Source organism: Streptomyces sp. NBC_01092, from assembly GCF_045039535.1.
Lineage (GTDB): Bacteria > Actinomycetota > Actinomycetes > Streptomycetales > Streptomycetaceae > Streptomyces.
This window is the reverse complement of sequence record NZ_CP108659.1, coordinates 3694691-3707905: the sequence shown is the minus strand read 5'-3', so window position 1 is coordinate 3707905 and position 13215 is coordinate 3694691. Positions and strand designations below refer to the sequence as shown.

The following is a 13215-nucleotide window of genomic DNA, read 5'->3' as shown; positions in this document are numbered from 1 at the left end:
CGATGCTTTGATGCCCCTCCCCAAAGCTGAACTGCACCTCCACATCGAAGGCACCCTCGAACCCGAGCTCGCCTTCGAGCTGGCCGCACGAGGCGGCGTCCGGCTGCCGTACGACGACACCGACGAGCTCCGCAAGGCCTACCAGTTCGAGGACCTCCAGTCCTTTCTGAACCTGTACTACGAGATCATGGCCGTCCTGCGCACCGAGCAGGACTTCGCGGACCTCGCGAACGCCTACCTCGCCCGGGCCGCCGCCCAGGGCGTACGGCACGCGGAGATCTTCTTCGACCCGCAGGCGCACACCAAGCGGGGCGTCGAGCTGGGCACGGTCGTCGAGGGGCTGTGGCAGGCGCTGGGGAGCAGCGAGGCGAACCACGGGGTCTCCACCCGGCTCATCATGTGCTTCCTGCGCGACGACTCCGCCGAGTCGGCCATGCAGACGCTGCGGGCCGCCGAGCCGTTTCTCGACCGGATCACCGGCGTCGGCCTCGACTCGGCGGAGGTCAACCACCCGCCGGTGAAGTTCCGCGAGGTCTACGAGGCGGCCGCCGAGCTCGGGCTGCGGCGCGTCGCGCACGCCGGCGAGGAGGGCCCGCCCGCCTACATCACCGAGGCCCTCGACGTCCTCGGCATCGAGCGCGTCGACCACGGGCTGCGCTGCATGGAGGACCCGGCGCTGGTGGAGCGGCTGGTGCGGGAGCGGGTGCCGCTGACCCTGTGCCCCCTGTCGAACGTCCGGCTGCGCACCGTCGACACCCTCGCCGACCACCCCCTGCCCGCGATGCTCGACGCCGGTCTGATGTGCACGGTCAACTCCGACGACCCGGCCTACTTCGGCGGGTACGCCGGCGACAACTTCGACGCGGTGCGCTCGGCGCTCGGCCTTGACCGGGAACGGCTTCGGGAGCTGGCCCGCAACTCCTTCCTCGCCTCCTTCCTGGAGGACGACGAGGAGTTGCGGGCGCGGTATTTGGCCGAGGTGGAAGCGTACGTGTTCTGAAACGCCCTAAGGGGCGCGGGGAACTGCGCGACCAGCCACGACGCACCGGCAGTCGCGCTCATGCGGCAGTCGCAGCCTCGTAGGCGGCTTCTTCGGCACGCACGTCGACCGGGATCTCCACCACCGGCAACGTCGTCCTGCCCGCCCGGAGGGCGACCGCCGTCATCGGCACCGCGATGACCAGCAGCCCCACCGCGAGGACCGCGCCCATGACCGGGAACCCGGCCTGCGCCGACAGCACGCTTCCGGTCAGCGGGCCCGCCGCCGTGCCCAGCGAGGACGCCGAGCCGACGAGCACCGCCCAGCGGCCGCGCGCGTCGAGGGAGGCGGCGAGGCCGATGACGTACGACAGGACGATCGGGTAGAGCGTGTTCCAGGCGATCTCGCCGGACGCGAAGGTCGTCAGGTCGGTGGCGGACGCGCTGAGCGCGATGCAGCCCGCGATGAGGACCGTACCGGCGCCGATGGGCAGCGCGAGGCCGAGGCGCGGGCCGAGCGCGCCCGCCCCGGTCACGCCGAGCAGCCCGGCGCCGAGCGCCACGGCGAACACCGCGCCGACCGTGGCCTCCGTCAACTGCGCCTGCGTCAGGCCGATCCGGCCGCTGACGCCCCACAGGGAGTTCTGGGCGAGGGACCAGCACAGCATGCAGGCCGCCAGCGTCAGGCCGGGGCGGCGGTGGGGGAGGCGTGCGGCGGGCCGGCGTGACTCGATCGTCGGCGCGTCGACGGGGATCCGGCCCGTCAACGGCCATACGGCGAGCGCCGTGAGGGCGATCGCGGCCAGTGGCTGGCCGTGGCCCGGCCCGAGGTGCGGGACCGTCAGATAGACGGTGCCCGCGAGGGCGGAGACGCCGAGCAGGCCGGCCGTGGTGGCCCGGTGCGGGTCGGGCTGGGCGGCTATGCGGGTCGCGGTGACCGCGGTGGCCGTACCGGATCCGAGGCCGCCGACCAGGACGCCCAGGACGACGGCCGGTACGGCGTGCGCGAGGGCCGCGCCGCCGTAGCCGAGCAGGGCCAGGGTGAGGCCGATCCGGGCCAGTCTGCGGGCGCCGACGCGGTCGACGCGGGCTGCCAGCAGGAAGCCCGCCGACGCCGAACTCAGCAGCAGCGCGCTGCCGACGGCGCCCGCCTGGGTGGGGGAGAGCGGAAGTCCGGAGTCGAGCCTGCCGACGACCGTCGGCAGCAGATACGGAGCGAGGTACCCGGCCGTGAAAAGGGCGACGAGGGGCCAGGCAGTGGTGCGGGGGGCGAGCACGGGCGTTCCCAGGGCATGCGAAAGGAGCGGCACAAGAAGGGGGAGGGGCGCAGGCCGTCGACGGACAGGAACGCGCGGGCAATTTGTATCAAGCACACGGTTCGGAGAAGAAGCGCGGGAGGTGTGATCTGGCGCACGTTGCGTTTGAGGTGGGGAAGGCCGGGTAAACGTGGCCTTTCCTAACGCCAGTGCGCCGCCCCGCCCGCCGCAGGCGCCGTCGCCTCGATCTTCGCCCGGGCCTCCCGCATCACCGCCACGATCCGCTCCTCGTGCGCGGCCGACAGCCGGGCCACCGGCACCGAGCAGCTGATCGCGTCCTGTGCCGGGGAGTCGTAGCGCAGGGCGAAGCCGAAGCCGACGATGCCGAGGACGCCCTCCTCGCGGTCGACCGACCAGCCGCGCGCCCGCACCTCGGCGAGGTCGGCGGCCAGGGCCTCGCGGGTGGTGCGGGTGTTGGGGGTGAGGGCGCGGTAGGGGCCTTCGGGGAGGTCGGCGTCGGGGCGTTCGGCGAGCAGCGCCTTGCCCAGGGCGCCGACGTGCGCCGGGAGGCGGCGGCCGACCCGGCTGATCGTCCTGAGGTACTCGTGCGACTCGCGCGTCGCCAGATACGCCACGTCCCGGCCGTCAAGGCGCGCCATGTGGATCGTCTCGCCCAGCGCCTGCGACGCCTCGTCGAGATAGGGGCGCACCAGGCGGACGCGCGGGTCGGAGTCCAGGTAGCTGGTGCCGGTGAGCAGGGCGTGGATGCCGATGCCGTAGAGCGATCCGGTGACGTCGGTGCGGACCCAGCCGCGGGAGATCAGGGTCTGCAGCAGCGCGTACATGGAGCTGCGCGGCACGTCCAGCTCGTCGGCCAGCTCCTGGAGGCGTGCGGGTCGGTCGCCGCGCGCGGCGAGGAGTTCGAGCAGCTCGACCGTGCGCGCCGCGGACTTCACCTCGCGGACGCCGCCTGTCTCTGACATGGGCCGATCGTAATCGGACGGACCGTGCGATTGACGGTCACGGTTCGCGTATCTAATCTCAATTCTTATACGTGGAAGGCGTCTACATAGGGAGATGGCGAGGGTGAGCCTCGATACGGACACGGACACGATCCGCCGGCTGCGGGACGGCATGGCACGCGGCGTGCTGTCGTTCCCGCTGACGAGCTTCCACGACGACGGCTCGCTCGACCCGGACGGCTGTCGCGCCCATCTCGCCGCCCAACTCGCCACCGAACCCGGCGCGGTCTTCCCCGCCTGCGGCACCGGCGAGTTCTTCTCGATGGACGAGGACGAGTACCGCGTCGTCGTCACGGCGGCCGTCGAGGAGGCGGGCGGCCGGGTGCCCGTGGTCGCCGGGGTCGGGTACGGCTGGGCGCAGGCCGCCCGGTTCGCGCGGATCGCCGAGGAGGCCGGCGCCGACGCCCTCCTCGTCCTGCCGCACTACCTCGTCGAAGCCCCGCAGGACGGCCTGGTCGCCCAGCTGGAGCAGCTCGCGGCCCGCACCCGGCTCCCGCTCATCGCCTACCAGCGGGGCCAAGTCACCTTCACCGCCGCGTCGTTGAGGCGCATCGCGCGCATCCCGAGCGTCATCGGGCTCAAGGACGGCCACAGCGACCTCGACCGCCTCCAGCGCCTCACCCTCGCCGCCCCCGAGGGCTTCCTCTTCTTCAACGGCGCCGCCACCGCCGAGATCCAGGCCCGCGCCTACGCCACCGTCGGCGTCCCCGCCTACTCCTCCGCCGTGCACGCCTTCGCCCCCGAGATCGCGAACGCCTTCTTCGCCGCCCTGCGCGACGGCGACCACGGCCTGACCGACAAGCTGCTGCGCGACTTCTACGTCCCGTTCGTCGAACTGCGCGACCGGGTGCCCGGGTACTCCGTCTCCCTGGTGAAGGCGGCGGCCCGGCTGCGCGGCCGCCCCGTCGGCCCCGTGCGCGCCCCGCTCACCGACCCGTCGCCCGGCGACCTGGCCGAGCTCGGGGCCCTGCTCGGCACCGGACTCGACCTCGTGGGAGCCGCGCTGTGAACCTGACCGTCACCGAGGTGCGCCTGACACCGATCCTGGTCGCCGACCCACCCCTGCTGAACACCCAGGGCGTCCACCAGCCGTACACCCCCCGCCTGATCGTGGAGGTCGTGACGGCCGACGGGGTCACGGGCGTCGGCGAGACGTACGGCGACACCAAGTACCTGGAGCTTGCGCGGCCGTTCGCGCAGAAACTGATTGGTCGTCAAGTCGGTGACCTGAACGGCCTGTTCGCGGTCGCCGACGAGGTGGCTGTCGACCGGTCCCGGGTCTCGGGACAGGTCGACGTCGGCGGGCTGCGCGGCGTCCAGACCGCCGACAAGCTGCGGCTGTCCGTCGTCTCCGGCTTCGAGGTCGCCTGCCTCGACGCCCTGGGCAAGGCGCTCGGGCTGCCCGTGCACACGCTGCTCGGCGGCAAGGTGCGGGACGCGGTCGAGTACAGCGCCTACCTGTTCTACAAGTGGGCCGACCATCCGGAAGGGGTCCGCGCGCAGAAGGACGACTGGGGCGCCGCCGTCGACCCGGCCGGGGTCGTCGAGCAGGCGCGGCGGTTCAAGGAGCGGTACGGCTTCACCTCCTTCAAGCTCAAGGGCGGCGTCTTCCCGCCGGACGAGGAGATCGCGGCCGTACGGGCCCTCGCGCAGGCCTTCCCCGGGCACCCGCTGCGGCTCGACCCCAACGGGGCCTGGTCCGTGGAGACCTCGCTGAAGGTGGCGCGGGAACTGGGGGACGTCCTGGAGTACCTGGAGGACCCGACCCTCGGCACGGCCGGTATGGCCGAGGTCGCCGCGCGAACCGGGGTGCCGCTGGCGACCAACATGTGCGTGACGACGTTCGCCGAGATCAAGGAGGCGTTCACGACGGACGCCGTGCAGGTCGTCCTCTCCGACCACCACTACTGGGGCGGGCTGCGAAGCACCCAGCAGCTGGCGGCGATCTGCCGCACCTTCGGCGTCGGGGTGTCCATGCACTCCAACACCCACCTGGGCATCTCCCTGGCCGCGATGACCCACGTGGCGTCGACCGTGCCGAACCTCCACCACGCCTGCGACTCCCACTACCCCTGGCAGTCCGAGGACGTCCTCACCGAGCGCCTCACCTTCGAGGGCGGCAAGGTCGCCGTGCCGGACGCGCCGGGCCTCGGCGTCGAGCTGGACCGCGACCGGCTGGCGGAGCTGCACCGGCGGTGGCTGGAAGACGACGGCTCGCTCCGGGACCGCGACGACGCGGCGGCGATGCGGGTCGCCGAGCCGGGCTGGGTCACGCCCTCGGTGCCGCGCTGGTAGGGGCGGCCGGGCCCGGGTAACGCCGGGCCGGACCGGGCAGCGGCGGCCTGGCCTGCACGGACGGGCGGATCCCGCAAGATCGCGGTGGCGTTGTCAGTGGCGTGGTGCAAACTGGCCAGATCAGCACCACGTCAGGGAGCGCACCGTGACCACGCCCACCGCGCCCACCGGGAAGGGCTCGCCCCAGCGGCCGTCGTCCATGGCGCCGGGGCCGTATCGCCGGGCCCAGGTCGACCCTCTCGCCGGCCTGCGCGCGCCCGCCGACCCGCCCTGGGACGTCTACCTCACGGGCCCGGTCTTCCTGGACATCATCTTCACCGGCCTCGACTCCGCCCCGGTGCGCGGCACGGAGTCCTGGGCGCGAGGCATGGGCTCCAGCCCCGGCGGCGTGGCGAACATGGCCACCGCCCTGGCCCGCCTCGGCCTGAGGACGTCGCTCGCGGCCGCCTTCGGCGACGACCACTACGGCGACTACTGCTGGGACGCGCTGGAGCAGGGCGAGGGCATCGACCTCTCCCCGTCGCGCACGGTGCCGGGCTGGCACTCACCGGTGACGGTCTCCATGGCGTACGAGGGGGAGCGCACGATGGTCTCCCACGGCCACGAGCCGCCCCCGGAGGCCATGCCCGTTCCGGGCGGGGCGCCGGAGTGCCCGCCGCGTGCGCGTGCCGCCGTGGCCTCCCTGGTGCCGGGCAGCCGCGCGCCCTGGATCGCGCAGGCGGCGAGCAAGGGCGCCCGCATCTTCGCCGACGTCGGCTGGGACGACACCGGGGCGTGGGACCTGGCGGGACTGGCCGACCTGGAGCACTGCGAGGCCTTCCTGCCGAACGCCCAGGAGGCGATGCGGTACACGCGCACCGAGTGCCCCCGCGAGGCGGCCCACGCCCTGACCGAGTACGTCCCGCTGGCGGTCGTCACCCTCGGCGCGGAGGGCGCGTACGCGGTCGACGGCAGGACCGGGGAGACGGCCGTGGTCCCCGCGATCGCCGTGGAGGCCCTCGATCCGACCGGCGCCGGTGACGTGTTCGTGGCCGGTTTCGTCACCGGCACCCTGGCCGACTGGCCGCTGGCGGACCGCCTCGCCTTCGCGGGCCTGACCGCGGCCCTGTCGGTCCAGGAGTTCGGCGGCTCCCTCTCGGCGCCCGGCTGGGCCGAGATCGGCGCCTGGTGGCGTCAGGTCCGCTCGCTGGACCGGCAGGACCCCGAGGCCCTGCGCCGGTACGCGTTCCTGGCGGACCTGGTGCCCACGGAGGCCGGGAGACCGTGGCCGCTGCGGCGGGCGGTGCCGACGATCGGGTTCCGCAGCTCGGCGTGAGAGCGGGCGAGCCCGCGCCGGTCCGGGCGAGCCCGCCGAGGGCCCGCGGGGTTCAGCTCGGGGTGGTGGGCGTCAGCACCACGAAGTCCGCGTTCGCCGGGTCGAGGCACACCGCCAGCCGGCCGACACCCTCCGCGTCATCCGGTCCCATCTGCACACTGCCGCCGTTCTCGGTGACCTTGGCGACTGCCGCGTCGCAGTCGTCGACGTTGAAGACCGGGTGCCAGTAGGCCCGACCGCCCGCCAGCGCGAGGTTCTCCTTCGGCAGCTCCATGAGGCCGCCCTGCATGCGCTCCTCGGGCAGCCCGGCGGGCGTGATGAGGGTGTACGTGCCTCCACCGCCCGGCAGTTCCATGTCGCCGTAACTCCAGCCGAACACACTGGCGTAGAAGTCCTTCGCACCCGCGGCGTCGCTCGTGTACAGCTCGGTCCAGGACAGCGAGCCCGTCTCGTCCGCCAGCTCGAAGCCGGCCTGCTTTCCCGGCTGCCAGGCGGCGAACTGGCCGCCCAGCGGGTCGTCGAACTGCGCCATCCGCCCCCAGTCGTCGAGGTCGCGCGGCGCCACCCGCACCTTGCCGCCCGCGCGCTCCACGGCCTGCGTCGTGGCGTCCGCGTCGGTGACGGTGTAGTAGATCATCCAGGCCGAGCGCGCCCCCTCCTCGGTGAGCTTGCCGAGCCCGGCGACCGTCTTGCCGTCCTTCTTGAACATCCCGCCTTCCATGTCGCCGCCCTCGCCCATGGACTCGTACTCCCAGCCGAGCACCGCGCCGTAGAAGGCCGCGGCGGCCCGGACGTCAGGGGCGCCGAGGTCGAGCCAACAGGGGGAGCCGGGAGCGAGGTCAGTGGTGATCATGGCGATTCCCTTCGCAGATCCTCTATGACCTCAGCGTGACACCCGGCACTGACAATCGCCCGTCGCGACGCGACGGGGTGCCGTGTCCGCCCGCCCTGGTTACGATCCGGCCATGAGCGACGAGACGCGTGACGACCGGCAACTCCTCGCCGCCGCCGTGCACGACTGGGCGGCGGCGATCGTCTCCAACGACCCCGCGCGGATCGCCGACTTCATGGCCGACGACTGGGTCATCGTCTCCGAGTCGGGCATGTCGGCCAGGGAGCAGTTTCTGTCGCTCGTCGAGTCCGGCGAGCTGACCCACTCCTCGTTCCAACTCGTCGGCGAGCCCAGGATCGGCCTGTACGGCGACTCGGCGGTCGTGACGGTACGCATCACGAACACCGCCCACTACAAGGGCGAGCGCTTCGACGCCGACGAGTGGACGACCGACGTCTTCGTACGGCGGGACGAGCGCTGGCGCTGCGTGCTCAGCCACATCACACCGGCGGCCCGGACCTGAACTCCCGGCGCGAAAACTCCCGGCGCGAAGGCGTCCGGAACCTCAGCCCGCCGTCACCGTCGTCCGCACCGCCCCGTCGGGCCCCGCCACCAGCACCGGCGTCCCGGGCCCGCCGAGATCCCGTACCGCCGCCCGGTCCTCGTCCGACGCGCCCTCGGCCTCCGTCACGACCGCCGCCGCCTCCAGCGAGGTCGCCCCCGACGCGACCGCCATCGCCACCGCCGTCCGGAGCGCGCTCAGCCGCAGGGAGTCCAGCGCGACGGTCCCGGCGACATACGTACGGCCCGTCTCGTCCCGTACGGCAGCCCCCTCGGGCACACCATTGCGGGCCCGTGCGGAACGGGCCAGGGTGACGATCTTGCGGTCCTCGGGGTCGAGCGCGCTGTTGTCGGTCATGAGCTGAGCATACGTAGCGCCGCCGGGCCTATCCGGCCACGGGGTACATCGCCCCGCGCCGCCCCTCCGGGGACGCCAGCCACTCCAGTTTGGCCGCCGTGTTCGCCTCGTCCAGCGGGGTGTGCAGGACGATCGACAGGTCGGGCCGGACCGGCATCTGCATCACGCTCGACTCCAGGCACAGCAGCCCGACCAGCGGATGCTCCAGCTCCTTGCGGATCTGCCCGGCGTCCTCGATGTCCCGCCGCTCCCACAACGCGATGAACTCCGTACTGGACTCCTTCGCCTCGGCCAGCACGGACTGGAACCCCTCGTCGTCGGGGTTGGCCGAGCAGATCGCGCGGAACTGCGCGACGACCGTGGCGGCGTTCTCCTCCCAGTTCCTCGACCGGGACCGGTACATCGGATCCGTGAAGAAGTCGATCAGGCAGTTCCACCGCTTGCCTGGCCGCATGCCCAGCACCGTGGCGGCCGCGTCGTTGTACAGCACGCCGTTGTAGTACTTGTCCATGATGTGTGCCGGATACGGCATCCACGCGTCGATCAGCCGGCGCAGCCCGTCGCACATGTCCTGCTTCTCGGGCGCCACTTCGGCCGCCGGCGGATTCAGCCCGGCCAGCAGATACAGATGCCGGCGCTCGGCGTTGCTCAGCCGCAGCACCCGGCCCACGGCGTCCAGCACCTGCGGCGACACGGAGATGTCCCGCCCCTGCTCCAGCCACTGGTACCAGGAGGCGCCCACCCCGGCCAGCACGGCGACCTCCTCGCGCCGCAGCCCCGGTGTCCGGCGCCGCGCGCCACCGCCGGGCAGGCCCGCCTCGCCCGGTGTCACCCGGGCCCGCCTGCTCATCAGGAACTCGCGCAGCTCGCGCCGCCGATGACTCTTCAGCGCGCCCCCGGTCACGTCGGACACGTACGGATCCCCCTTGCTGTGTTGGCTGGTGGTGCCACCACCAGGACAACTTCCCGCTCCCCACGGCTATTCCGATGCCCGCAGGCTCTTGCCCATGCCGATCGACACCACCACGCCCCCTTCCGCTCCCACGTCCACCCCACCGCTCGACACCCCCCGGTCCCCCCGGCTGTCGACGCGCGACAAGCTCGTCCTGTTCGTCCTGTGCGCCGCCCAGTTCATGGTTGCGCTGGACTTCTCCGTCCTGAACGTCGCCCTGCCCGTCCTCGGCGCCGACCTCGGCATGAGCCAGTCGGCCCTCCAGTGGGCGGTCACCGCGTTCGCGCTGCCGTCCGGCGGCTTCCTGCTCCTGTTCGGCCGCATCGGCGACCTCTACGGCCGCCGCCGGCTTTTCCTCATCGGCCTCGCCCTGTTCGCCGCGGCCTCGGTGCTGGCGACGTTCGCCTGGGACCCGGCGTCCTTCCTCGCGGGACGCGCCCTGCAGGGCCTCGGCGCGGCGGTCATCGTCCCGACCGGCATGTCCCTGCTGACGACGACCTTCGCCGAGGGCCCCGCCCGCGACCGTGCGCTCGGGATCTCCGGGACGCTGATGTCCCTCGGCTTCACCATCGGCATGGTCGCGGGCGGCATCCTGACCGACGCGCTCGGCTGGCGCTCCACGATGGGCCTGCTCGCGATCTTCGCGCTGATCGTGCTGCCGCTGGCACCCGGCCTGCTGCCCGAGTCCCGCACCCCGGACCGCCCGCGCCTCGACGTGCCCGGCGCGGTCACCGTCACCGGCGGTCTGCTGTCCCTGATCTACGCCCTGACGACGGCCGCCGACCACGGCTTCGCCCGGACCGACGTCATCGTGACCCTGATCGCGGGCCTCGCGCTCCTGGTGGCCTTCGCGATCGTCGAGTCCCGCACGTCGGCGCCCCTGGTCTCCCTGCCCATGCTGCGGCGCCGCACGGTGGCGTGGGGCAACGTGGGCGGTCTTGTCACCTTCTCGATGATGTCGACGGTGATCTTCGTGCTCACCCTGTACCTCCAGGAGATCCTGCATCTGGCGGCCTGGCAGACGGGGCTGGTCTTCGGCGTCCAGGGCGTGGTCTCGGTGGTCGCGGGCGCGCTCACCCCGAGGTTCATCAGCCGCCTCGGCGCCCGCCGCACCCTGGTTCTCTCCCTCACGGGTCAGGGCGCCTTCATCTCCGCCCTGGTGTTCCTCAACACCGAGACCTGGTCCGTCTGGCTCGCCACGGCGGCCGTCTCGCTGGCGAGCATGTTCCACCTGGGCGCGATCATCTCCTACGGCCTGACGGTCACCTCGGGCGTCCCCGACGAGGAACAGGGCCTGGCCACCGGCCTGGTCACCTCGACCCAGCAGATCGGCCTCACCGTCGGCATCCCGCTCCTGGGCGTCCTCGCGACGACCGCCGACGACCTGCTGTCCGGCACCCGCACGGCGCTGGCCCTGAACGCGGCGATCGTCCTCGTCGCGGCGGCCCTGGTCGCTCTCGGCCTGCGCACCCGGCGCACGGTCGGCTCAGGGGCGGTCGAGACGCAACCGGTCGGCTCTCGGTAGGCCGGCCACGACCAGGTCGTACGAGTCCTCGACGAGCTCCCGGACGAGACGGTCCGGGAGCTCACCGTCGGCCGTCACCGTGTTCCAGTGCCGCTTGTTCATGTGCCAGCCGGGGACGATCAGGCCGGGGTACTCCTCGCGCAGCCGCACCGCGTCCTCGGGGTCGCACTTGAGGTTGACCTTCAGGGGCTCGGCGTCCAGGTAGGACAGGGCGAAGAGCTTGCCGCCGACCTTGAAGACCGAGGTCTCCGGGCGGAACGGGAAGTCCTCCACCGCGGCGTTGAAGGACAGACAGAACGTGCGCAGCTCCTGAGGCGTCACTCGGGCTTCGTCTCCTCCTCCGGGGGCTCCACGGGACCCACCGGCTCCACGAGCACGGTCACGATCTTGTTCCGGCGGCCGGCCGCCGCCTCCGCCGTCAGGCGCAGCACGCGGCCGTCGGGCAGTTCGACCACCGACGACGCCCCGGCGATCGGGACCCGGCCGAGTGCCTTCGCGAGCAGTCCGCCGACGGTCTCCACGTCCTCGTCGTCGTACTCGTCGAGGCCGTACAGCTCGCCCAGGTCGGTGATGTCCAGGCGGGCGGTGACGCGGTAGCGGTCCTCGCCCAGCTCCTCCACCGGCGGCAGCTCACGGTCGTACTCGTCGGTGATCTCGCCGACGATCTCCTCGAGGATGTCCTCGATGGTGACGATGCCGGCGGTGCCGCCGTACTCGTCGATGACGACGGCCACGTGGTTGCGCTCCTTCTGCATCTCGCGCAGCAGGTCACCGGCGTTCTTGGTGTCCGGCACGAAGACGGCGGGCCGCATCGCCGTCGACACCAGCTCGCTCTCGGCGTCCCGGGAGATGTGCGTCTTGCGGGCCAGGTCCTTGAGATACACCATCCCGACCACGTCGTCCTCGCTCTCCCCGACCACCGGGATACGCGAGAAACCGGAGCGCAGGGCGAGGGTGAGGGCCTGGCGGATGGTCTTGTAGCGCTCGATGACGACGAGGTCGGTGCGCGGGACCATGACTTCCCGTACGAGCGTGTCGCCGAGCTCGAAGACCGAGTGCACCATGCGGCGCTCGTCGTCCTCGATGAGCGACTCCTTCTCGGCGAGGTCGACCAGCGCCCGCAGCTCCGCCTCGGAGGCGAACGGACCGCGGCGGAAGCCCTTGCCGGGGGTGAGGGCGTTGCCGATGAGGATCAGCAGATAGGGGATCGGGCCCATGATGCGGGCCAGCGGCAGCAGTACGTACGCCGCCGCCGTCGCCGTGTTCAGCGGGTGCTGGCGGCCGATGGTGCGCGGGGAGACCCCCACGGCGACGTACGACACCAGGACCATGACCGCTATCGCGACCAGCAGGGCCTCGGTGGTGCTGTCGAACTCCTGGAGGCAGGCGTAGGTGACCAGCGCGGCGGCGGCCATCTCGCAGGCCACGCGCACCAGCAGCGAAACGTTGAGGTAGCGGGTCGGGTCGGCGGCGACGAGCGCGAGCTTCTCGCTGCCGCGCCGGCCGCTGCGTACGGCCTCCTCGGCCCGGAAGGTGGAGACGCGCGCCAGGCCCGCCTCCGCGCAGGCGGCGAGCCAGGCGACGACCACCAGGGCGATGGCACCGGAGACGAGGGCGAGACTCATGACACGGTCGGGGCAGGGGAAGGACCGGTCAGGCCCTTCTCCGAACGCCAGCCGTCCACGATGGCGGCCTGGAGACCGAACATCTCGGCCTTCTCGTCGGGCTCCTCGTGGTCGTACCCGAGGAGGTGCAGCACGCCATGGACGGTGAGCAGCTGGAGCTCCTCGTCCATGGTGTGCTGCGTCGGCGCTTCATCGCCCTGCTTCTTGGCGACCTCCGGGCAGAGCACGATGTCGCCGAGCAGCCCCTGCGGCGGCTCGTCGTCGTCCTTCGTGGGCGGCCGCAGCTCGTCCATGGGGAAGGACATGACATCCGTCGGCCCCGGCAGGTCCATCCACTGGATGTGGAGCTGCTCCATGGCGTCGGCGTCCACGACGATCACCGAGAGCTCGGAGAGCGGGTGGATGCGCATCCGCGCGAGTGCGTAGCGGGCGATGTCGAGGATCGCCTGCTCGTCGACCTCGGTTCCGGACTCGTTGTTGACGTCGATCGACATGG

At 72.1% G+C, this 13215-nt stretch carries 14 protein-coding genes; 6 read left to right on the top strand and 8 right to left on the bottom strand.

The window, feature by feature from the left end; translation table 11 throughout:
- Positions 1–10: 10 nt before the first annotated feature.
- Positions 11–1000, top strand: a complete 990-nt coding sequence (locus OG254_RS16620; RefSeq protein ID WP_405582479.1) for an adenosine deaminase — start codon at positions 11–13, stop codon at positions 998–1000.
- A gap of 58 nt (positions 1001–1058) precedes the next feature.
- Here OG254_RS16620 and OG254_RS16615 read toward each other — a convergent pair whose 3' ends face one another.
- The gene (locus OG254_RS16615) at positions 1059–2255 is read right to left on the bottom strand and encodes an MFS transporter (protein WP_405582476.1); all 1197 of its coding nucleotides are present in this window, start codon (positions 2253–2255) and stop codon (positions 1059–1061) included.
- Between the two features lie 179 nt (positions 2256–2434).
- Positions 2435–3217: an IclR family transcriptional regulator gene (locus OG254_RS16610; RefSeq protein WP_351191425.1), complete on the bottom strand. Its 783-nt coding sequence runs from the start codon at positions 3215–3217 to the stop codon at positions 2435–2437.
- A gap of 151 nt (positions 3218–3368) precedes the next feature.
- On the opposite strand from OG254_RS16610, the gene OG254_RS16605 reads away from it, so the two are divergent.
- The 3 genes from OG254_RS16605 to OG254_RS16595 all read left to right on the top strand — a co-directional run bounded on the left by OG254_RS16605 (position 3369) and on the right by OG254_RS16595 (position 6866).
- Positions 3369–4265: a 5-dehydro-4-deoxyglucarate dehydratase gene (locus tag OG254_RS16605; protein ID WP_405595031.1), complete on the top strand. Its 897-nt coding sequence runs from the start codon at positions 3369–3371 to the stop codon at positions 4263–4265.
- On the top strand, positions 4262–5551 hold the full coding sequence (locus OG254_RS16600; RefSeq protein WP_405582472.1) for a glucarate dehydratase family protein: 1290 nt from the start codon (positions 4262–4264) through the stop codon (positions 5549–5551). Before OG254_RS16605 ends, OG254_RS16600 begins: the two co-directional genes overlap by 4 nt.
- Before the next feature lie 199 nt (positions 5552–5750).
- Complete coding sequence (locus OG254_RS16595; RefSeq protein ID WP_405595029.1) at positions 5751–6866, top strand: carbohydrate kinase family protein; 1116 nt, start codon at positions 5751–5753, stop codon at positions 6864–6866.
- A 52-nt stretch (positions 6867–6918) separates the two neighbouring features.
- Here the strand turns inward: OG254_RS16595 and OG254_RS16590 are convergent, their stop codons facing one another.
- Complete coding sequence (locus OG254_RS16590; RefSeq protein WP_405582469.1) at positions 6919–7719, bottom strand: VOC family protein; 801 nt, start codon at positions 7717–7719, stop codon at positions 6919–6921.
- Positions 7720–7831: 112 nt separating this feature from the next.
- Between OG254_RS16590 and OG254_RS16585 the strand changes: the two genes are divergently transcribed.
- A complete protein-coding gene (locus tag OG254_RS16585; RefSeq protein ID WP_405582466.1) occupies positions 7832–8221 on the top strand; it encodes a nuclear transport factor 2 family protein in 390 nt (129 codons plus the stop codon).
- A gap of 42 nt (positions 8222–8263) precedes the next feature.
- Here OG254_RS16585 and OG254_RS16580 read toward each other — a convergent pair whose 3' ends face one another.
- Positions 8264–8617 (bottom strand): cytidine deaminase, encoded by a 354-nt coding sequence (locus tag OG254_RS16580; RefSeq protein WP_405582464.1) that lies wholly within the window; start codon positions 8615–8617, stop codon positions 8264–8266.
- 28 nt (positions 8618–8645) lie between these two features.
- Complete coding sequence (locus tag OG254_RS16575; RefSeq protein WP_405595027.1) at positions 8646–9467, bottom strand: helix-turn-helix transcriptional regulator; 822 nt, start codon at positions 9465–9467, stop codon at positions 8646–8648.
- A gap of 157 nt (positions 9468–9624) precedes the next feature.
- Between OG254_RS16575 and OG254_RS16570 the strand changes: the two genes are divergently transcribed.
- Positions 9625–11094: an MFS transporter gene (locus OG254_RS16570; protein ID WP_405582462.1), complete on the top strand. Its 1470-nt coding sequence runs from the start codon at positions 9625–9627 to the stop codon at positions 11092–11094.
- Here the strand turns inward: OG254_RS16570 and OG254_RS16565 are convergent.
- The 3 genes from OG254_RS16565 to ybeY are packed head-to-tail and all read right to left on the bottom strand — an operon-like array spanning position 11056 to position 13213.
- Positions 11056–11415 (bottom strand): MmcQ/YjbR family DNA-binding protein, encoded by a 360-nt coding sequence (locus OG254_RS16565; protein WP_147999159.1) that lies wholly within the window; start codon positions 11413–11415, stop codon positions 11056–11058. The genes OG254_RS16570 and OG254_RS16565 overlap by 39 nt on opposite strands.
- On the bottom strand, positions 11412–12719 hold the full coding sequence (locus OG254_RS16560) for a hemolysin family protein (protein WP_405582459.1): 1308 nt from the start codon (positions 12717–12719) through the stop codon (positions 11412–11414). Before OG254_RS16560 ends, OG254_RS16565 begins: the two co-directional genes overlap by 4 nt.
- On the bottom strand, positions 12716–13213 hold the full coding sequence (gene ybeY / locus OG254_RS16555; protein WP_147999161.1) for an rRNA maturation RNase YbeY: 498 nt from the start codon (positions 13211–13213) through the stop codon (positions 12716–12718). The genes OG254_RS16560 and ybeY overlap by 4 nt, the downstream gene beginning before the upstream one ends.
- Positions 13214–13215: the final 2 nt, after the last annotated feature.